Here is an 18,476-nt window from a genome sequence, read left to right as displayed (position 1 = left end):
GTCGCAAAGAAGGGAGGCCGAAGCCTCCCTTCGATCGATCCCACGTCGAGCCTATTTGCGCAGATTGGTCCAGATCTTGTTGTAGATCTCGACCACTTCCGGTGGGCAAGGTGGCACGAATTCCGCAGTCGGCGCACCGGCCGGCGGATTGATTTCCGGCGCGCTGGCGAAGTCCGACGGCAGGAATTTGTGGCTCCCGGTAATGCCGTTGTCGTAACCGGCGAATTCCGAAATCAGCGCGGCGTTTTCCGGGGCCATGACGAAATCCTGAAACAGCTTCGCATTTTCAAGGTTCTTCGCGCCTTTCAGCACGGCCACATTGTCCATCCAGCCTTCGATGCCTTCCTTGGGATAGGCGTATTTGATCGCCGGAATTTTCTGGCGCGCACGATAGGTTGCGCCGTTCCACGCCTCCGTGACGATCACATCGCCCGAGGTGATCTTGGTGATGGTGTCGTAGCTGAAGGTCTTCCATGACGGCTTGGCGGCCATGAGAATGTCGTTGACCTTCTTCAGATTGGCCTTGTCGGCGCCGCAACGCGGCACGCCGGCATAGCGCTCGGCCGCGTGCATCACGGTGTTGACATCGTCGAGCATGTTGATCTGGCCTTTCAACTCGTCCGGCGGGTCGAACAGGATTGCCAGCGTGTCGATGTCGCCCTTGTATTTGTCGGTGTTGACTTCGAACGCGGTGGTGCCGAACTGCCACGGCACGGTGTAGTGACGGCCTTTGTCCCAGTAGATGTCGACGAAGCGCGGGTCGAGGTTCTTGCCGTTCGGCATCGCATTGGGCTCGGTCTTTTCGAGCAGGCCCTCATCGATCATGATCTTCACGGTGTAGTCGGATGGGACGACGATGTCGTAGCCGGAATTGCCGGCGCGCACCTTCGACAGCATGGTCTCGTTGGAATCGTAGTCGTCCAGCGTCACCTTGACGTTGTATTGTTTTTCGAATTTCTCGATCAGCTTGGGGTTGGTGTAATCACCCCAATTGTAGATGTGCAGCTCACCATCGGCGAGTGCAGGTACTGCCCATAAAAGTGCTGCCGTCGAAACGGCAGCCATCAGTTTCCTAGACATCACAGTCTCCTTTGCCTTCCCATTGACTCACTTGGCGCGGCGGCGCGCGATCAGGAACGATATCGAGACGAACAGGATCGACACCAGCAGCAGGATGGTGGAGATGGCATTGATCTCCGGCGTCATCGGCCGCCTGATCTGGTTCCAGATGTAGAGGGGCAGCGTCGTCTGCCCGGGGCCGGCGACCAGCTGCGTGATGGTGAAATCGTCGAAGGAGACGATGAAGGCGAGCGCCCCACCCGACAGGATGCCGGGAACTAGCAATGGCAGCGTTATGCGCCGGAAAGCATGCCAGGGCGTGGCATAGAGATCGGCCGCGGCAGCTTCGAGCGTCAGATCCATGTCCTCGAGACGCGCCCGGATCGGCATATAGGCGAAAGGAATGCAAAAGACGGTGTGGGCGAGGATCAGATTGCCGATACCGAAATTGAGCCCGAGAGTGCCCGCGATCAGCGCAAAGAACGAGAGCGTCGCCACCGCCGTGATGATCTCCGGAACCATCAGCGGCAGGTTGATGACCATGAAGGCGGCCGACAGCCCGCGCCACGGCTTGACCCGGGTCATGCCGATCGCCGCCAGCGTCGCGGCGATCGTCGAAATGATCGTGGCGGTGACAGAGATGATCAGCGTGTTCTTGGCGGCGTTGTGGAATTCCTGGTTGAGCAGCGCACTGCCATACCAACCGAGCCCGATGCCTTCCCAACGCGTGACCAGAGACCCGGTGTTCAGCGAGAAGATCATCAGGATCAGGATCGGCGCGTAGAGCACGCAGAGGCAGATGATGGCGATCGAGCGGAAGCCCGGTTGGTCCTTGATATCGGCGCTGCGGGGGTCAGCCATGCCTCATCTTCCCCGACGTGTTACGGACATAGAAGTAGAGCGCCACCAGCACCGCTGCCATCAGGATCAGCGCCTGCGCGCAGCCGAGCGGCCAGTTGCGCCCGGAGCCGAATTGCTGGGCGATGAGATCGCCGATCATCAGGTGGATACCGCCGCCGAGGATCAGCGGCGTCACATAGGCGCCGAGGGCCGGAATGAACACAAGCAGGCAGCCGGCGATGATGCCGGGCAGCGACAGCGGGATGATCACCCGCCATAGCACCTGCCGACGTGTCGCGTAGAGGTCGTAGGCGGCCTCGACCAGCCGGAAATCCAGCTTCTCCAGGCTGGAATAGAGCGGCAGCACCATGAACGGCAGGAACGAATAGAGCAGGCCGAGCTGGATGGCGAAGTTGGTGTAGAGCATGGTGATCGGTTTCTCGATCACCCCCAGAGCCATCAGTGCGTTGTTGATGAGGCCCTCGTCGCGGATGATGAACATGATGGCAAGAGTGCGCACCAGCAGGTTCGACCAGAACGGGATGGTGATCAGCAGCACCCACCAGTTGCGCTGCGCTGGCGGTCGCGTGGCCATGAAATAGGCTGTCGGAAAGCCGAGCAGCAGGCAGATGACCGTCGTCACCACGGCGAAGACGAACGAGCGCAGATAGATGATCAGGAAATCCGGCGTGAACTGCAGCGTGTCGTCGAAGATGTCGCGCTGGAACAGGAAGTTCAGATAGGCGTCGGTCGAGAATTGCCACTGCACGCCGCCATAGGGTGCTGCGGCAAGAAATGAATAGATGACGATGATGAGAAGCGGCAGCACGCCGAAAATGCCGATGATTATCAAAGCTGGCAACGAAAGCAGGCGGTGGCGCCTGGCGCTGGCCTTCTCCGCCTCTGCTTCGAACAATGCAGCTTGGGAAAACGCGCTCGCCATCAATCCCTCAGCACTTGCGCGGCGTCGTTGCCGATCGAGACGCCGACCTTGTCGCCCCGCTCGAAACCGCAGCCTGCGCTGCGCGTGTTCTGCTGGCGCACGGTGAAGGCTTCGCCACTGTCCAGTTGGACATGAATATGCGTATCGGTGCCGAAATAGACGATGTTTTCGACGGTTCCGGAAAGATCGCCCTTGCCGCCGGTCAGCTTTGCGTGTTCCGGCCTGACCACCAAGGTGGCATTCGCCTTCGGCTGGAAGCCCTCAGCCACCGTCGCGTCGATCGTCGCGCCGGATTTTAGTGTCGCGCGAGCCTTGCCGTTGCCGATGTCGGTGATGGCTGCGGTCAGGAAATTGGTTTCGCCGATGAAGTCGGCAACGAAGCGCTCCGCCGGCTTGTCGTAGATGTCCCAGGGCGTGCCGACCTGCAGGATCTTACCGGCCGACATCACAGCGATGCGGTCCGACATGGTCAGCGCTTCCTCCTGGTCGTGGGTGACGAAGATGAAGGTGATGCCGGTCTGGTGCTGCAGCCGTTTCAGTTCGATCTGCATCTCCTTGCGCAGCTTGTAGTCGAGCGCCGACAATGGCTCGTCGAGCAACAGCACTTTTGGCTGCGGCGCCAGCGCGCGGGCCAGTGCGACGCGCTGCTGCTGGCCGCCGGAGATCTGGCTGGTGCGGCGGGCACTCAGCGCCTCCATCTTGACCAGCTTCAGCATCTCGGCGACGCGCGCCTTGATTTCGGCTTTCGGCTTGCCCAGCATCTCCAGCCCGAAGCCGATATTCTCGGCGACCGTCATGTGCGGGAACAGCGCATAGGACTGGAAGACGGTGTTGACCGGCCGCTTGAACGGCGGCAGCGGCGCGATGTCGTGGCCGTGCAGCAGGATTTCGCCTTCGCTGGGGAAGTCGAAGCCGGCGATCAGCCGCAGCAGCGTCGTCTTTCCGCAGCCCGACGGCCCCAGCAGCGTGAAGAACTCGTTCTCGCGGATCGACACCGAAACCGTGTCGAGAGCGGCGACTTGTGCGTCCCCGGTACCGAACACCTTGCGGACGCCGCGGACTTCGATTGCACTCTTACCCGGCTGATCCGGCACGCACTTCCCCATTTTCATGTCCGCTCTTGTTGGCGGATCCAGTTCCCATTCGATTGTCAGCATATGCCGGTCGGCTTGGCAACCATGCATCTGAATCTCGGTTCAGAACGCAAGCTCCGTGCCATCGTCAGCCCCATCATCAACCTGATAACTGATCTTGCCGCCGCAGATGGTAGTCACCGGATGCACCTTGTGTAACAAACCCGGTTCAGTTGTCTCGATATCGGCCGACAGCACCACCAGATCGGCCAGATAACCGGGTTTCAGCCGGCCCTTGCGGTGCTCCATGAATTCGGCGTAGGCGCCTTCGACCGTATAGCCGGCAAGCGCTTCCAACAGCGAGAAGCTCTGGTCGGGATTGCCCTCTGCCCAAGGTTTGCGCAGCACCGCCGCCTGAATGCCCAGGATCGGCTCGACCCGCGACACCGGCCAGTCGGAAGCGAAGACGAAATGCGCACCCGCCTGCTTCAGCGTCCGCCAGGCATAGCTCAGCGGCCATCTTTCACGGCCGATGCGTGAAAGCGTCGGCTCCAGCGGGAAGTCCATGGCGCCGGGCGGGTGCGGCGGCTGCATCGAGGCGATGGCGCCGAGTTCGGCAAAGCGCGGCACGTCGGCGGCAGTGGTCACCTCGATGTGCTCGACCCGGTGACGGCTGTCGCGCCTGCCGTTCTTCCGCCGCGCCGCCTCGTAACCGTCCAGAACCGCGCGCACAGCGCCGTCGCCTATCGAATGCACGGCGATCTGCAGGCCGCGCCGGTCGGCCTCCAGCGCCACCTCGGCGAAATGCTCTGGCGTGAACAGCGGCTCACCGCGCCAGCCCGGCCGGTCGGCATAGTCGTCGACCATGACCGCGGTCCAGCCTTCCAGCACGCCGTCGTAAAACATCTTGACCATGCCGGACGACAGCCATTCCGATCGGTAGGCGGAAGCCATCCTCGACGCTTTTTCCAGCCTGTCGAGCGTCATGAAGTTCTTGAAATGAAAAGGTATCTTGGTGCGGCAGAGCAGCCGCCCTTCCTGCTCCAACCCGGCAAGCAGTTCGAGCTGGTAGAGATTGCCGTCCATGTTCTGGATTGAGGTGATGCCGTGGCGGGCGCACCATTCCAGCCCGCGATGCATCAAGTCACGGTCGGCGGTGATCTCATCAGCGGAAGGGTATGGGTCGGGCTCACCGCCTGTCGCAAGGCCGAGCCGCACGCGGTTCTGCCCGGAAAGCTCGAGGATCGGCCCAAACGCCTCGCCCTCACGCAATTCGCCGGCCGCGAGGCCGTCGGCGCCCATGACGATCTCGTTGCCGGGGCCGAGTTGCTTGCCGTGCAGGATGCCAGCCAGCTTCAGCGCCTTGGTGTTGGCCCACATCGTGTGGTGATCGGAAGCCGACATCGCGAACGGCCGGTCGGCGATGATGCGGTCGAGATGATGGCGGGTGACCGGCTCTTCCTTGGAAAGGATGGTGTAATCGACGCCGGCCCCAAGCAGCAATTTGGCGTTCGGCCGTGCCGCCGCGTAGGCACGGATTGCGTCGCTCAGTGCATCGAAGCCATGCACGCCCTGAAGGTGCAGATTGTCCAGTTCGGCCGCGCCGCCGAAAAGGTGCATATGCGCTTCGATGAAGCCCGGCACCACCGAACCGCCTTGCGCATCGATGATCTTCGTGGCCGGCCCTTTCAGCGCCTCGATCGTCCGGCGATCGCCAACCGCCATGATGTTGCCGTCCTTTATCGCCACCGCCTCGGCCGTCGGATTGCCTTCGTCCATGGTCAGCACACGGGCATTGGTGACGATCAGGTCGGCATTTGAACTCATGATTACCCGCGGTTCGGTTGCGCTGGCGGCAGGCTAGACGACCGGCTGCCGGGCCAGCAAGCCATGGCTGGTTGGCCCAGCGCCTTGTGAAGGGCCATGCAGGACAGTTAGGGTCGCCGCGTCTCACCACGGAATGATTTCATGAAGACTGTTTTTTCGCCTCTCCATGCCGGTCATGCCGGCAATGTCGAACTGATCGCCGGCGCCATCGTGCCGGCTTTTGAAAAGCCCTCGCGCGCTGAGTTCATCAGGGCGCGGGTGGAGAGCGAGAAGCTCGGTCCGATCCTGCCGCCGGAAAGCCACGACCTCGCCGCCGCCAGGAAGGTGCATGCCAGCGACTACATCGATTTCCTACCGACCGTGTGGCCGCTCTGGGAAGCGTCGGGCCGCAGCGGTTCGGCCATTCCCTTCACCTGGCCGACGCGCGGCCTTCGCGGCGACGTGCGCCCGAAAGGCATTGATGCGCTGCTCGGCTTCTACTCCTTCGACGGTGGCGCGACGTTCGTCAAAGGCACATGGGATGCGATCAAGTCGTCCTATGACGTCGCGCTGACCGCCGCCGCGCTGGTCAAGGCCGGAGAGCCTTCCGCCTTCGCCCTCTGCCGCCCGCCAGGGCACCATGCAGGGGCGGCCTTCATGGGCGGCTATTGCTTCATCAACAACGCCGCCGTCGCCGCGCAATGGTTCCGCGACCATGACGCCGGTCGCGTTTCGATCCTCGACGTCGATTATCACCACGGCAACGGCACCCAGGAGATATTCTATCGCCGCGGTGACGTTCAGGTGCTGAACCTGCATGGCGATCCGATGACCGAATATCCCTTCTTCCTCGGCCATGCCGACGAACGCGGCGAGGGCGACGGCGAAGGCTTCAACGACAATTACCCGATGCCCTTCGGCACCGGCTGGGACGTGTGGAACGCCTCACTCGAGGACGCTTGCACGAGGCTTTCGGCTTATGCTCCTGACGTCGTCGTGGTTTCACTCGGCGTCGACACTTTCGAGAAGGACCCGATCAGCCAGTTCAAGCTGAAGACCCCCGACTATCCCAGGATCGGCCGCCGCATCGCCAGGCTCGGCCTGCCGACGCTGTTCGTCATGGAAGGCGGCTACGCCGTCGAGGAGATCGGCATCAACGCCGTCGGCGTGCTGACCGGCTTCGAGGACCGCTAGAAGTGCCGCCGGTGCCTCCATCACATGGCAGCGCTCGGCAAGCGGTACCGCCTGCCTGACCGATCGTTCAGCCTGCAGCGGCACGCGCTGACCCGCCCGCTATCTTGTTGTTGGACCATGATGTTTTTCCAGAATGCGTTCGCCCTTTGCGAAATGATGTTCTATTTTTTGAACCCACGGCTTGCGGGGCCGATTGATCGGAAGAACAAACGCATTTGAGCCCGGGAAAGCATTTATGAACGACGACACACCGGAAAGCGAAAGCGCCTCGGCGCTGGCGCCGTTCCGGCACGGCATCTTCCGGGCGGTGTGGTCCGCCAGCCTCGTCTCCAATTTCGGTGGCCTCATCCAGGGCGTTGGCGCCGCCTGGATGATGACGACGATCGCCACCTCGTCCTACCAGGTGGCATTGGTCCAGGCCTCGACCACCTTGCCGATCATGCTGTTTGCGCTGCTGGCCGGCGCTATCGCCGACAGCTTCAACCGGCGCAAAATCATGCTGATCGCGCAGATCTTCATGCTCGTCGTCTCGGCTCTTCTGACCGTCTTCACCTATTTCGACCTGATGACGCCGTGGACGCTGCTCGCCTTCACCTTCCTGATCGACAGCGGCACCGCGCTCAACAGCCCGTCCTGGCAGGCTTCGGTCGGCGACATGGTGCCTCGCACCAAAGTGCCGGCGGCGATCGCGCTCAACTCGATGGGCTTCAACCTGACGCGCAGCGTCGGCCCGGCGATCGGCGGCATCATCGTTGCCGCTGCCGGTGCCGCCGCTGCCTTTGCCGTCAACACGCTGAGCTATGTCGGCCTCATCGTCGTGCTGGCCCGCTGGAAGCCGGAACTGCCGGCATCGACCTTGCCGCGCGAGACGCTGGGCGCCGCAATGGGCGCCGGCCTGCGCTACGTCGCCATGTCGCCTAACATCGGCAAGGTGCTGGTCAGGAGCTCCGCTTTCGGCTTCAGCGCCGGCGCGGTCCTGGCATTGCTGCCGCTGGTCGCGCGTGACGTCGTCAAGGGTGATGCCTTGAGCTACGGCATCATGCTCGGCGCCTTCGGCATCGGCGCCGTCGGCGGCGCGCTGACCAGCGTCAGGCTGCGGCAGCTGCTGTCCAGCGAAACCATGGTGCGCATGGCATTCGCCGGCTTCGCCGTCTGCGCCTTCAACGCCGCCGTCAGCAATCATGCCTGGCAGACGTCGCTCGGCCTGCTGCTTGGCGGCGCCTGCTGGGTGACGGCGCTTTCGCATTTCAACGTCACCGTGCAGATGTCGACGCCGCGCTGGGTGGTCGGCCGCGTGCTTTCGGTCTACCAGACCGCGACCTTCGGCGGCATCGCGCTCGGCAGCTGGGTCTGGGGTGTCGTTGCCGACGCGCATGGCGCCGAAGTCGCCCTGATGGCGGCCAGCGTCGCCATGCTGGCGGGAGGCGCCATCGGCCTGCTGCTGCCGCTGCCGCAGCAGGCGGTGCTCAACCTCGATCCGCTCAACCGTTTTCAGGAGCCGCATCTGGCGCTTGATCTCAAGCCGCGCAGCGGTCCCATCGCCATCATGATCGAATATGTCATCCGCAACGAGGACGTACCGGAATTCCTCGCCACCATGGCCGAGCGCGGCCGCATCCGCCGCCGTGACGGCGCCCGCAACTGGACATTGGCGCGCGATCTCGAAAATCCGTCGATATGGATCGAGCACTACCACACGCCGACCTGGGTCGAATATATCCGCCACAATCGGCGCGCCACCTACGCCGACGCGGTCATCGGCGAGCGCATAAGGGCGCTGCACAGCGGCAACGAGCCACCTCGCGTCCGTCGCATGATCGAGCGCCCGACGACAGCAGGCACCGCGCTGGTCATGCCGAAGGGACCGATCGAGCATTAAAGCATTTTGCAGCCAAGTGGAATCACTTGACGTCGCAGAAATGCGGTTAAAACAAATAGATAAAGCGGGATGCACCGTTCAATTTGAACGCATCTCGCTCCAGCGCAATTCCAGGAAAAGTGTGAAACGGTTTTCCGTCCGGAAGAGACAGAGCGGTTCGCCGTTTCCGTGAAACGATGAACCGCTCCAGCCACCCTGACGCCCTTCCGCTGGCGATTCGACTACATGAGCTCTATGACGAAATAATCGCCCTGCTGTATCCACTTTACCAGGAAGTTGATCGTGAGGTCGGTACCGCTCCAATACATCTCGACGGTTGATGGAGACGGCTTTATGAGGCCTCCCTCGATAAAGTCACTCGACCTCGTCCCAGATACGCCTGAGATGAAATTGAAATCCTGGAACTGGAATGTGACCTCGCAGCTGAGAGTGAACGGCGTGAACCCGCCGCCGGCCGGCTTGGGCAACGCGAACTGAACCAACGCCGGCTCTGCGTTCGGCTTTTCGGTCTTTGAAAAGCTGCCGGATGGCCCCTGCAGGTGCCAGGTGATTTCAGTGATTTCTTTCTTGGTGGCGTTGAACCAGAGACCCGTTGCTATCGTCAGCATCGCCGGCTTGACGACCGGCGCCGCAGTAAGGGGAATACTGATGGTCTCGGTCTTGTAGCCAACGGCTGCAACTTGCAAGCTGACCGATGCTTGGCCGGTCGGCGGAGATAGCGTGAACGCTGTGTTGGTGGCCCCGACCACCGCGCCCCCTTGCGATATGGTCCCTCCAACCGATTGGGACTTGTTATCGGCGTCGACTGCTTTGATGGTTATCGTCGCCGGCTGGCCCGCTATCAGGGACGGGGGAGCCGCGGAGAGCAGCATTTCCCCGAGGGTGACATTGACGGGAACTCTGGTGAGCGGAGACATCTTCGTGCACAATGTCTGCATCACCGTAATTTGGTCTTCTACCTTGAGCTCGCCCACGTAAATCCCGAAGAAGAGCGTCGTCCAACCAAGTGGCGTATCGCTGGCGCGCCACTTCCCGTTCACGAATACATGCACGCGCGCCCCGGGAATCACGCCTGATACGTAAATTAACCGCTGGAAGACCCGGACGGGCTGTTGAATATCCGGGGTCTTGAGTGGGGTCAGGTCGGACACTTTGATCGGGCCCCCGACCCGAAGCGCGAGGGGCTGACAAGTAAGCTCCAGCTGGGCGTGAATGTGCTCGCCGGCGCGCAACGGCCGAAATGTCTCGACCCAAACGAGGCCGCCAAAACTGAATACGGGCTTGCTGATTACAGGAGAATCTGGCGCATCCGAGTACAAACGTACGACCGCGTTGTCGACGCTGTTGACGAAAGCGCCGCTTGCACATTCAAATGCAGGCTCCATGACGGTCGGCGGAAATACGCTGCCCTGGTAAGACCCTACCACCAGCAACTTATCCGATGTGGCTGTCTTGCCGCATAGCTCCTGGATGACGACGAGCGATGGAAACGGCGGCGAGGCCGGGATCAGGGCCGACACGTCGGGAATCCAGTATTGGCCGGAACTCACATCCTCGCCGACTCCGATTCTCCCGAGCACGGTAGCTGCACCCGAAGTCGGATCGACAAGTTGGATCGTCAATGTCGCGCCGGGCTCGAGATTGGAGATAGGCAAAGCACGGGCTGCCGGGCAGGAGTACTGTGAGGCGTCGATTACGGGCTTTCTAACCGGCAAGGTTTCGTCGACGATCACCGGAGGGGCAGATGACGGACTTGATGCATTGCAGCGCTCGAAGTGCTGCGTGGCGCTGAAGACATCCGGATTGTGCGCGGCACGGCCAAGCAGCGCCAGGAGGTTGGCACCGACGAAAGGATATTCCAGCACGTCGCCATTGAAGTGGACCTTCGTGGTGGCGCCTTGAGCCAACCCCCTGACGGGTACTGCTTGCGCGCACCCAGGAACCGGGCCGACTGCTGGTGCCGGCATGGTATTTTCCCGATACGGCGTCTGTTCGGCGGGCAAGCTCGGGGTCTGACTGCTCTTCACCTGTCCGGCAGGCGTCTGAACGGACTGCACTGCGCTAAGCACATCGTTGGCCTGGATCGCCCCGCGAATGCGCACTGGTACGACATTTCCGCGTGCAGTATCGCTGCCAATCAATGCGCCGCCGTTGAAAATCTCGACCGTGGCGCCAGGATAGGCTGCGCCTATCAGCACCCAGTCGACGCACTCGTGCACCTGACTCAAATACACCAATGGGCTTAGCGTCGAGGGATACCCGAGCACGACGATCGGGACCGGGCTTGGATCACTGGTTTCGGCGCCGAGCGTCCAGCGTGCGGTCAATGCATCCCCCACGTTGAGGGAGCCTGCGGCGACCGGCACAAAGGTACTGGTTGTGGCGCCGGCATTTACCGCAGGGACGGGTACGCCATTTACCAGGAGGGAAATGCTCGAGCCGGGAAGCGGCCCATCGATACGGACCGAGGTACTCAAGACCGATACGGGGCCAATCACAATTGGTGCAAGGAGCGTGCTCATGTTCGTTTCCCTCTCTGTACGGCGCAGACATGTCGCCTGGTTCGAAACAGGACATAGAGGGAGCGCACTTACGGATGACTTACGGATGGGTCGGCGCGGTGCTGGACTGCGCGCGCGTCCGCCGCATGATCGAGCGCCCGACGACTGCTGGCACGGCGCTGGTCATGCCGAAGGGACCGATCGAGCATTAGTGGCTGGCGGTGCGTCCAGTTGGACGAGCAAATGAAATTGCGGCGCCTGGCCCAATCCGCGAATGCACGAACAGGATGGCCATTGTGGAGAGACGGTTATATCAGTTGGTGTGACTATGACCACTAAGGGGAGACGATGCGCTACATACGTCCGCTTTCAATGGAAGATGCCGTTGGCCAGTTGGCCGGATCAGTCGGCACGGTCGCCATTCTCGCCGGAGGCAGCGACCTCCTGGTGAGGATGAAAGGCGGCTTTATCGAACCCGACCTGATCCTCGATATCAAGGCGATCGAGGGCTTGAGTGAAATCCGCGAAACGGCGGACGGCTTTAGCATTGGCGCTGCGGTCCCCTGCGCCGTATTGGGAGAGAGCGCGGCCCTGATTAAGGCATGGCCGGGCGTCGTCGAGGCGGCGAAGCTGATCGGCTCGAAGCAGGTGCAGGGACGCTGCACCATAGTCGGCAATCTCTGCAACGCCTCACCGGCGGCGGACAGCGTGCCGGCGCTGGTGGCAGCTGGCGCCAGGGCATTGGTAGTCGGGCCAGGAGGCAGGCGCACGATTGCCGTGGAAGCGGTGCCGACTGGGCCGGGCAAGACGTCGCTGGCCAAGGGCGAGATCATCGAGGCAATCCTGCTCGACAGCCGTCTGCCGCGTTCGGGCGATGCCTATCTGCGTTTCATTCCGCGCACGGAGATGGACATCGCGGTGGTAAGCGCCGGCGTGAACTTGACGCTCGATGAGCAAGGTCGCGTCAAATCCGCCCGTCTGGCGTTGGGCGCCGTGGCGCCGACGGTGATTCTGGTCGAGGAGGCCGCCGAGGTTCTCATCGGCTCCAAGCTGGACGAAGCCACGCTGGAGAGGCTCGCCAAGGTCTGCTCGGGCGCCTGCCGCCCGATCGACGACAAGCGCGGCACTATCGAATTCAGACGGAAAGTCGCGGGTGTGCTGGCCAAGCGGGCCGCCACGACCGCCTATGCACGCGCAGGAGGCAAATGATGGCTGGTGTGGCAGTATCAACGACAATCAACGGCGACAATGTCGAGTTCCTTTGCCAGCCGGACGAGACGCTGCTTGATGTCCTGCGCGATCGCCTGGGGCTGACGGGCGCCAAGGAAGGCTGCGGCACCGGCGACTGTGGGGCCTGCAGCATCATCCTCGACGATCGGCTGGTGTGCTCGTGCCTGGTGCTCGGCGCGGAGGCCGAGGGCCGGCACGTCGAGACCATCGAGGGCATGGCGCATGGCGACAGGCTGCATCCGCTGCAGCAGAAATTTCTGGAACACGCCGCACTCCAATGCGGCGTCTGCACGCCGGGCTTCCTCATGGCTGCCAAGGACCTTTTGGCCAAGAATCCCGATCCGACCGAGGAGGAGATCCGCTTCGGCCTCGCCGGGAACCTCTGCCGCTGCACCGGCTATGACAAGATCGTGCGTGCCGTTCAGGACGCCGCCAGCGTGATGAAGGGAGCATGACGATGAATTTCGATCCGCGTTACTCCGGACGCAATTTCACCTCTGTCGGCACGCGTCCCATCCGTCCCGACGGCGTCGACAAGGTGACGGGCCGCGCACGCTATGGCGCCGACTTCAACATGGCCGGGCAACTGGTCGGGCGCGTTCTCAGAAGCCCCCATGCGCATGCCACGATCAGGAAGATCGACACGTCGAAGGCGGAGAAGCTCGCCGGCGTCAAGGCCGTGATCACCGCGGCCGACCTGCCCGACCTCACCGACGGCGATGCCGCCATGTACGACATCCTCGACAACTGCATGGCGCGCAAGAAAGCGCTCTATGACGGCCATGCCGTGGCCGCGGTGGCTGCGGTCGATGCCCGCACGGCGAGGCAGGCACTGAAGCTGATCGAGGTCGACTACGAGGTGCTGCCGCATGTCACCGATGTCGACGAGGCGATGAAGCACTCCGCACCCCTGATCAACGACGCCATCTTCACCGAGGGCCTCGAGGAGAAGCCCGTCAAGCCTTCCAATGTCACCAAGCGCACCCAGTATGGCCATGGCGACATCCATGAAGGTTTCGGCCAGGCCGATTTCGTCGTCGAACGCTCCTTCAAGACCGAGCAGACGCACCAGGGTTACATCGAGCCGCATGCCTGCGTGGCCACTGTCAGCTCCGACGGCACCGCCGACCTGTGGGTCTGTACGCAAGGCCATTTTGTCTACCGGCAGCACTGCGCCCAACTGCTTGGCATGGAAGCCTCGAAGCTGCGCGTCACCTCGTCGGAGATCGGCGGCGGTTTCGGCGGCAAGACCCATGTCTGGGCCGAGCCGGTGGCGCTGGCGCTGTCGCGCAAGGCCGGCCGGCCGGTCAAGCTGGTCATGACGCGCGACGAGGTGTTCCGCGCCTCCGGCCCGACCAGCGCCACCTCGATCGATGTTCGGATCGGCGCCCGCAAGGACGGCACGATCACGGCGGCCGAGGCGACACTGCGCTATAGCTGCGGCCCCTATGCCGGCATGTGGGCCGAGATCGGCGCCATGACGGCCTTTGCCTGCTACAAGCTCGAGAACGTCAGGACGGTCGGCTACGAAGTGCTGGTCAACCGGCCCAAGACCGCGGCCTATCGCGCGCCGTCGGCTCCGATGGCGGCGTTTGCGGTGGAAAGTGCGGTCGACGAGCTGGCCAAGGAGATCGGCATGGACCCCGTCGAGTTCCGGATCAGGAACGCGGCGCAGGAAGGCACCAGATCGTCCTATGGACCGGTATACGGCCCGATCGGCATCGGGCCGACGCTGGAGGCGGCGAAGAATCACCCGCACATGAAGGCGCCGCTCGGCAAGAACCAGGGCCGCGGCATGGCCTGCGGCTTCTGGTTCAATTTCGGTGGCCAGACCTGCACCGACCTCAACATCGGCATGGACGGCTCGGTCTCGCTTGCCGTCGGCACGGTCGATGTGGGTGGTTCCCGCGCGTCGCTTTCGCTGGTGGCGGCGGAGGAGCTTGGCATCCCCTATGAGCAGGTCAAGGCGGTGGTCGCCGATACCTCCAGCCTTGGCTACAACGACATGACGGACGGCAGCCGCGGCACCTTCTCCTCCTCCATGGCGACGATCTCGGCCGCCCGCAACGCCATCAAGGTCCTCAGGCAGCGCGCCGCGCAGATGTGGGACATACCCGTCGACGACGTGGTCTGGGAAGAGGGTCACGCGATTGCCAAAGGCGCTACGCACGGCAACCTTTCGCCGCTGTCGATGAAGGAGATCGCGGCCGCGTCAGGGAAGACGGGGGGACCGATCGCAGGCCACAGTGAGCTCGTCGCCGACGGCGCCGGCGTCTCGTTCGCCACCCATATCTGCGATATCGAGGTGGATCCCGAGACAGGCTCCACCAGGGTGCTGCGCTACACCGTCGTCCAGGACGCCGGCAAGGCGGTGCATCCGACCTATGTCGAGGGGCAATACCAGGGGGGTGCCGCGCAAGGCATCGGCTGGGCGCTCAACGAGGAGTATATCTACGGCAAGGACGGGCGGCTGCAGAACCCTGGCTTCCTGGATTACCGGATCCCGGTCTGCTCGGACCTGCCGATGATCGACACGCAGATCCTCGAAATCCCCAATCCCAACCATCCTTACGGGGTGCGCGGCGTCGGCGAGACCTCGATCGTGCCGCCGCTGGCGGCGATCGCCAATGCGGTGTCGAACGCCGCGGGCGTGCGGATGACGCATATCCCGATGTCGCCGCCGCGCATCCTGGCGGCGCTCGAGGCGGAACGGGGAGGCTGATGGTCGAAGTAACGCTCTGGGGGTCGCTCGGCGCGATCGCCGGAGGCAAGAGCAAGGTCGAAATCGAGGCGAAGGATATTCGGGAGCTGTTCAGGAAGCTGGCTGAGCAGTATCCCGGCCTCGAGCCATACATCGATCGCGGCATCGCCGTCGCCATCGACGGGACGATCTATCGCGACACGTGGTCGAAGGAACTGCCGGAAGGGGCGGAGATTTTCCTGCTGCCGCGTCTTGCCGGGGGATAACTGGACAACCCTGTCCTACCCATTGACGACCAAGACATGGCCTAGGCTCGAGAAAAACCTCGGCTATCCACGAGAATTCTTGGCCAGTTCAGCCTGCGAGTTTGGCTCCTTTTCGATGACTGCTTCTGTGTCAATCACAGACATAGAGGCGAGCGAGCTACACGTCTGCTTTGAGGCGAAAGCAGCCGCCCGCAGCGTAGAAGTCAAATGGCTTGGGTCAGAACCTACCATTTACCAATGTCAGCTTCATGATTCATAGGCGCAGTCTTGGGGTCAGATGCGATGGCGGAGCGCCTCCACGATCACCGCCATCGCAGGCGAGAGCTGTCGCCTGCTCGGGTAGTAGAGGTGATAGCCCGCAAACGGCGGACTCCAGTCGTCAAGCACGAGCCTAAGGCATCCCTTGGCGATGTGGTGGCTGACGAGGTTTTCCGGGACATAGGCGATCCCGAAACCGCTTATCGCAGCCTCGATCATGGGAATGGACGAATTGAAGGTGAGTTGGCCTTCCACCCGCACACGAAGGTCGCGGCCATCCCTGGCGAATTCCCAGGCATATAATCCGCCGAACGTCGCCTGCCGCATATTGATGCAGTCATGATTAACCAGATCCTGCGGTGCGGTCGGAACCGGATGGCGGGAAAAGTACTCCGGCGAAGCCACGGCCACGAGCCTCCAATCCGGCCCGATGCGCACTGCGATCATATCCCTGTCAATGCTCTCACCAAGCCGCACGCCTGCGTCGAAACGCTCCTCCACAATGTTCTTCATGCCGTTGTCGCTGTAGAGCTCGACACACACGTCAGGATAGTCGCTGAGCAAGGGCTGCAACTTCGGCCAGACGGTCGTCTGGAGCGCATGGTCGGACAGCGTGATGCGGACCGTTCCGGAGGGCTTGTCGCGAAAGGCCACCAGACTTGCAAGGTCGGCTTCGATTTCCTCGAAGCGGGGAACAAGAGATTGGAAAAGTCGCTCGCCGGCCTCGGTCGGAGCGACGCTCCGCGTCGTACGCGTCAGCAGGCGGACGCCAAGACGAGCTTCAAGCTCCTTGATTGTCGAGCTCAGAGTCGACTGCGAGGTTCCGAGCTTGGCCGCCGCCTTGGTGAAGCTGCGCTCCCGGGTGACCGCCACGAACCAGAGCAGATCCTTCATGCCATCGCGCTGCATAGGGCACCTCCCGTCTGACATTTATATCATAAGCAGATAAGTCCATGCGAATTACTCAGTCTAATAGAATGGGTTCCTCTGCAATATCTTCCAGCATGGTGACGGGGATGGGCGGCTGATCCACCCCCGTCGCCTTGCAAGGATGCCAATTATGGAAACGACCTACGACACAAGGCTTGTCGAAGACCGCGCCGCATGGGGCGCGGTGCTGTCGATGGCTCTGTGTGTTTCCGTGCTCATCGCGTCGGAATTCATGCCGGTCAGCCTGCTGTCGCCGCTCGCGGCCGATCTCGGCATCACCGCGGGCCGCACGGGACAGGCGATCTCGATTTCGGGCGCTTTCGCCGTCGTGACCAGCCTGCTGGTCGCCGGCCTCACGCGCCGGATCGACCGCCGACTGGTCGTGACCGGCTTCACCCTTCTCCTCATCGTGTCCGGGCTCACTGTCACCTTCGCGCCGAACTACGCGTTCCTCATGGTCGGCCGAGCGCTGCTCGGCATCGCGATCGGCGGGTTCTGGTCGATGTCGACCGCGATCGTCATGCGCCTCGTGCCGCAAGACATGGTTCCGAAGGGTCTCGCCATGCTAAACGCTGGCAATGCCATTGCGGCCACCATCGCCGCGCCGCTGGGCAGTTTTCTTGGCGCCTATGTCGGCTGGCGCGGCGCTTTTTTCCTCGTCGTGCCGTTTGGGCTCCTGGCGCTGGTCTGGCAGTGGACAAGCCTGCCGGCGCTGCCCCCGCGCCGGAGGAAGCGTCCAGGCAATCCGCTGGCGCTCCTCGGCCGTTTTCCTGTCGCCATCGGCATGGCGTCGATCATGATGCTGTTCATGGGCCAGTTTGCGCTCTTTACCTATCTGCGGCCCTTCCTCGAGAGCGTCACTAGGCTCGACATCGCCGCGCTTTCGGCGATCCTGCTGGCGATGGGGCTGGCCGGGGTGCTCGGCACCCTCTGCATAGGCCGGCTTTTGCGCACGCGCCTGTTTAGCATCCTCATCGTCATCCCGCTGGTCATGGCCGCGTTGGCCGTAGCGCTCATCGCCTTCGGTACGCTGCCGATTCCTACAGCGCCGCTGCTCGTTGCCTGGGGCTTCTTCGGCACGGCCGCGCCCGTTGGCTGGGGCACGTGGCTCTGCCGCACGTTGCCGGACGACGCGGAGGCCGGCGGCGGGTTGCAGGTAGCCGTCATCCAGCTCGCCATCACCGGCGGCGCCGCCATCGGCGGCACGCTCTTCGATACGGTCGGCTGGTGGGGTGCATTCACTTTCGGCGCGGTGCTGCTCTGTGGATCGGCGCTCGCCGCCTTTGCAGCGTCGCATTTGGCCCGGAGGTCGCAGCCATGACGATCGACCGTCCGGACCTCAGCCGCCGCGCGTTGCTCGGCGCCGCGCTCGCGGCAACGGTCCTGCCGCGGGCCGCCCGCAGCCAGCAGGGCAGCGACCCAGGCAGCCAGGAGCCCACCGACATGAAGATCAAGATGATTTTCAATGGCCGGACCATGACCGCCACGCTCTACGACAATCCGTCGGCGCGCGACTTCTTCATCATGCTGCCGCTCGATCTCACCATCGACGACTACGCGCATAACGAGAAGATTGCCTATCTGCCGCGCAAGCTGACGGAGGAGGGCAGCGGCCCGTTCGGCAACGAGCGGCCATACGACCTTTGCTACTTCATGCCCTGGGGCAATCTGGCCATGTTCTACGCCGACTACCGCCATCCCGGGCTGATCAGGCTCGGCCGCTTCGACGCGGGCGAAGAGGCCCTACACGTAAGCGGCAAGTTCCCGCTTCGCATCGAGCGCATTTGAGGACCCAA

At 62.8% G+C, this 18,476-nt stretch carries 15 protein-coding genes; 8 read left to right on the top strand and 7 right to left on the bottom strand.

The annotated features are described in order from the left end of the window. Positions 1 to 51: 51 nt before the first annotated feature. The 5 genes from NKJ91_RS01085 to NKJ91_RS01065 form a co-directional block, all read right to left on the bottom strand. Entirely contained in the window at positions 52 to 1,080 is a 1,029-nt protein-coding gene (locus tag NKJ91_RS01085; protein WP_352454102.1) for an extracellular solute-binding protein, read from the bottom strand. Between the two features lie 27 nt (positions 1,081 to 1,107). Next, positions 1,108 to 1,920 (bottom strand): ABC transporter permease, encoded by an 813-nt coding sequence (locus NKJ91_RS01080; RefSeq protein WP_023675453.1) that lies wholly within the window; start codon positions 1,918 to 1,920, stop codon positions 1,108 to 1,110. Beyond that, positions 1,913 to 2,842 carry an ABC transporter permease gene (locus NKJ91_RS01075; RefSeq protein ID WP_023675452.1) on the bottom strand — a complete coding sequence of 310 codons (930 nt, stop codon included), beginning with the start codon at positions 2,840 to 2,842 and terminating at the stop codon, positions 1,913 to 1,915. The genes NKJ91_RS01080 and NKJ91_RS01075 overlap by 8 nt, the downstream gene beginning before the upstream one ends. Then, entirely contained in the window at positions 2,842 to 3,936 is a 1,095-nt protein-coding gene (locus NKJ91_RS01070; protein ID WP_352454182.1) for an ABC transporter ATP-binding protein, read from the bottom strand. Before NKJ91_RS01070 ends, NKJ91_RS01075 begins: the two co-directional genes overlap by 1 nt. 102 nt (positions 3,937 to 4,038) lie before the next feature. After that, positions 4,039 to 5,742 (bottom strand): amidohydrolase, encoded by a 1,704-nt coding sequence (locus NKJ91_RS01065; protein ID WP_352454101.1) that lies wholly within the window; start codon positions 5,740 to 5,742, stop codon positions 4,039 to 4,041. A 141-nt stretch (positions 5,743 to 5,883) separates the two neighbouring features. On the opposite strand from NKJ91_RS01065, the gene NKJ91_RS01060 reads away from it, so the two are divergent. Together NKJ91_RS01060 and NKJ91_RS01055 are read left to right on the top strand one after the other, a co-directional pair. Then, positions 5,884 to 6,915 (top strand): histone deacetylase family protein, encoded by a 1,032-nt coding sequence (locus NKJ91_RS01060; protein WP_352454100.1) that lies wholly within the window; start codon positions 5,884 to 5,886, stop codon positions 6,913 to 6,915. 235 nt (positions 6,916 to 7,150) lie between these two features. Then, on the top strand, positions 7,151 to 8,794 hold the full coding sequence (locus NKJ91_RS01055) for an MFS transporter (RefSeq protein ID WP_352454099.1): 1,644 nt from the start codon (positions 7,151 to 7,153) through the stop codon (positions 8,792 to 8,794). Between the two features lie 221 nt (positions 8,795 to 9,015). Here NKJ91_RS01055 and NKJ91_RS01050 read toward each other — a convergent pair whose 3' ends face one another. Further along, on the bottom strand, positions 9,016 to 11,316 hold the full coding sequence (locus tag NKJ91_RS01050) for a hypothetical protein (protein ID WP_352454098.1): 2,301 nt from the start codon (positions 11,314 to 11,316) through the stop codon (positions 9,016 to 9,018). 327 nt (positions 11,317 to 11,643) lie between these two features. Between NKJ91_RS01050 and NKJ91_RS01045 the strand changes: the two genes are divergently transcribed. The 4 genes from NKJ91_RS01045 to NKJ91_RS01030 are packed head-to-tail and all read left to right on the top strand — an operon-like array spanning position 11,644 to position 15,492. Beyond that, a complete protein-coding gene (locus tag NKJ91_RS01045) occupies positions 11,644 to 12,504 on the top strand; it encodes an FAD binding domain-containing protein (RefSeq protein WP_352454097.1) in 861 nt (286 codons plus the stop codon). Then, entirely contained in the window at positions 12,504 to 12,980 is a 477-nt protein-coding gene (locus NKJ91_RS01040) for a (2Fe-2S)-binding protein (protein WP_023675443.1), read from the top strand. The genes NKJ91_RS01045 and NKJ91_RS01040 overlap by 1 nt, the downstream gene beginning before the upstream one ends. Positions 12,981 to 12,982: 2 nt before the next feature. Then, on the top strand, positions 12,983 to 15,247 hold the full coding sequence (locus tag NKJ91_RS01035) for a xanthine dehydrogenase family protein molybdopterin-binding subunit (RefSeq protein ID WP_352454181.1): 2,265 nt from the start codon (positions 12,983 to 12,985) through the stop codon (positions 15,245 to 15,247). Continuing rightward, the gene (locus tag NKJ91_RS01030) at positions 15,247 to 15,492 is read left to right on the top strand and encodes a MoaD/ThiS family protein (protein WP_023675441.1); all 246 of its coding nucleotides are present in this window, start codon (positions 15,247 to 15,249) and stop codon (positions 15,490 to 15,492) included. Before NKJ91_RS01035 ends, NKJ91_RS01030 begins: the two co-directional genes overlap by 1 nt. A 273-nt stretch (positions 15,493 to 15,765) precedes the next feature. Here the strand turns inward: NKJ91_RS01030 and NKJ91_RS01025 are convergent, their stop codons facing one another. Further along, positions 15,766 to 16,659: a LysR family transcriptional regulator gene (locus NKJ91_RS01025; protein ID WP_352454096.1), complete on the bottom strand. Its 894-nt coding sequence runs from the start codon at positions 16,657 to 16,659 to the stop codon at positions 15,766 to 15,768. 151 nt (positions 16,660 to 16,810) lie between these two features. On the opposite strand from NKJ91_RS01025, the gene NKJ91_RS01020 reads away from it, so the two are divergent. Together NKJ91_RS01020 and NKJ91_RS01015 are read left to right on the top strand one after the other, a co-directional pair. After that, positions 16,811 to 18,001, top strand: a complete 1,191-nt coding sequence (locus NKJ91_RS01020) for an MFS transporter (RefSeq protein ID WP_352454095.1) — start codon at positions 16,811 to 16,813, stop codon at positions 17,999 to 18,001. Next, a complete protein-coding gene (locus tag NKJ91_RS01015) occupies positions 17,998 to 18,468 on the top strand; it encodes a cyclophilin-like fold protein (protein WP_352454094.1) in 471 nt (156 codons plus the stop codon). The genes NKJ91_RS01020 and NKJ91_RS01015 overlap by 4 nt, the downstream gene beginning before the upstream one ends. Positions 18,469 to 18,476 lie beyond the last annotated feature (8 nt).

The sequence above is a fragment of the Mesorhizobium sp. M0040 genome (genome assembly GCF_040323505.1).
Classification (GTDB): domain Bacteria; phylum Pseudomonadota; class Alphaproteobacteria; order Rhizobiales; family Rhizobiaceae; genus Mesorhizobium.
The sequence above is the reverse complement of the archived record's forward strand: the minus strand, read 5'-3'. Positions and strand labels throughout refer to the sequence as shown.

Excerpts from the sequence above, each read along its gene's own strand:
- NKJ91_RS01085 (WP_352454102.1), bottom strand. The coding sequence starts at position 1,080 with ATGTCTAGGAAACTGATGGCTGCCGTTTCGACGGCAGCACTTTTATGG.
- NKJ91_RS01080 (WP_023675453.1), bottom strand. The coding sequence starts at position 1,920 with ATGGCTGACCCCCGCAGCGCCGATATCAAGGACCAACCGGGCTTCCGC.
- NKJ91_RS01075 (WP_023675452.1), bottom strand. The coding sequence starts at position 2,842 with ATGGCGAGCGCGTTTTCCCAAGCTGCATTGTTCGAAGCAGAGGCGGAG.
- NKJ91_RS01065 (WP_352454101.1), bottom strand. The coding sequence starts at position 5,742 with ATGAGTTCAAATGCCGACCTGATCGTCACCAATGCCCGTGTGCTGACC.
- NKJ91_RS01060 (WP_352454100.1), top strand. The coding sequence starts at position 5,884 with ATGAAGACTGTTTTTTCGCCTCTCCATGCCGGTCATGCCGGCAATGTC.
- NKJ91_RS01055 (WP_352454099.1), top strand. The coding sequence starts at position 7,151 with ATGAACGACGACACACCGGAAAGCGAAAGCGCCTCGGCGCTGGCGCCG.
- NKJ91_RS01050 (WP_352454098.1), bottom strand. The coding sequence starts at position 11,316 with ATGAGCACGCTCCTTGCACCAATTGTGATTGGCCCCGTATCGGTCTTG.
- NKJ91_RS01045 (WP_352454097.1), top strand. The coding sequence starts at position 11,644 with ATGCGCTACATACGTCCGCTTTCAATGGAAGATGCCGTTGGCCAGTTG.
- NKJ91_RS01040 (WP_023675443.1), top strand. The coding sequence starts at position 12,504 with ATGGCTGGTGTGGCAGTATCAACGACAATCAACGGCGACAATGTCGAG.
- NKJ91_RS01035 (WP_352454181.1), top strand. The coding sequence starts at position 12,983 with ATGAATTTCGATCCGCGTTACTCCGGACGCAATTTCACCTCTGTCGGC.
- NKJ91_RS01030 (WP_023675441.1), top strand. The coding sequence starts at position 15,247 with ATGGTCGAAGTAACGCTCTGGGGGTCGCTCGGCGCGATCGCCGGAGGC.
- NKJ91_RS01025 (WP_352454096.1), bottom strand. The coding sequence starts at position 16,659 with ATGCAGCGCGATGGCATGAAGGATCTGCTCTGGTTCGTGGCGGTCACC.
- NKJ91_RS01020 (WP_352454095.1), top strand. The coding sequence starts at position 16,811 with ATGGAAACGACCTACGACACAAGGCTTGTCGAAGACCGCGCCGCATGG.
- NKJ91_RS01015 (WP_352454094.1), top strand. The coding sequence starts at position 17,998 with ATGACGATCGACCGTCCGGACCTCAGCCGCCGCGCGTTGCTCGGCGCC.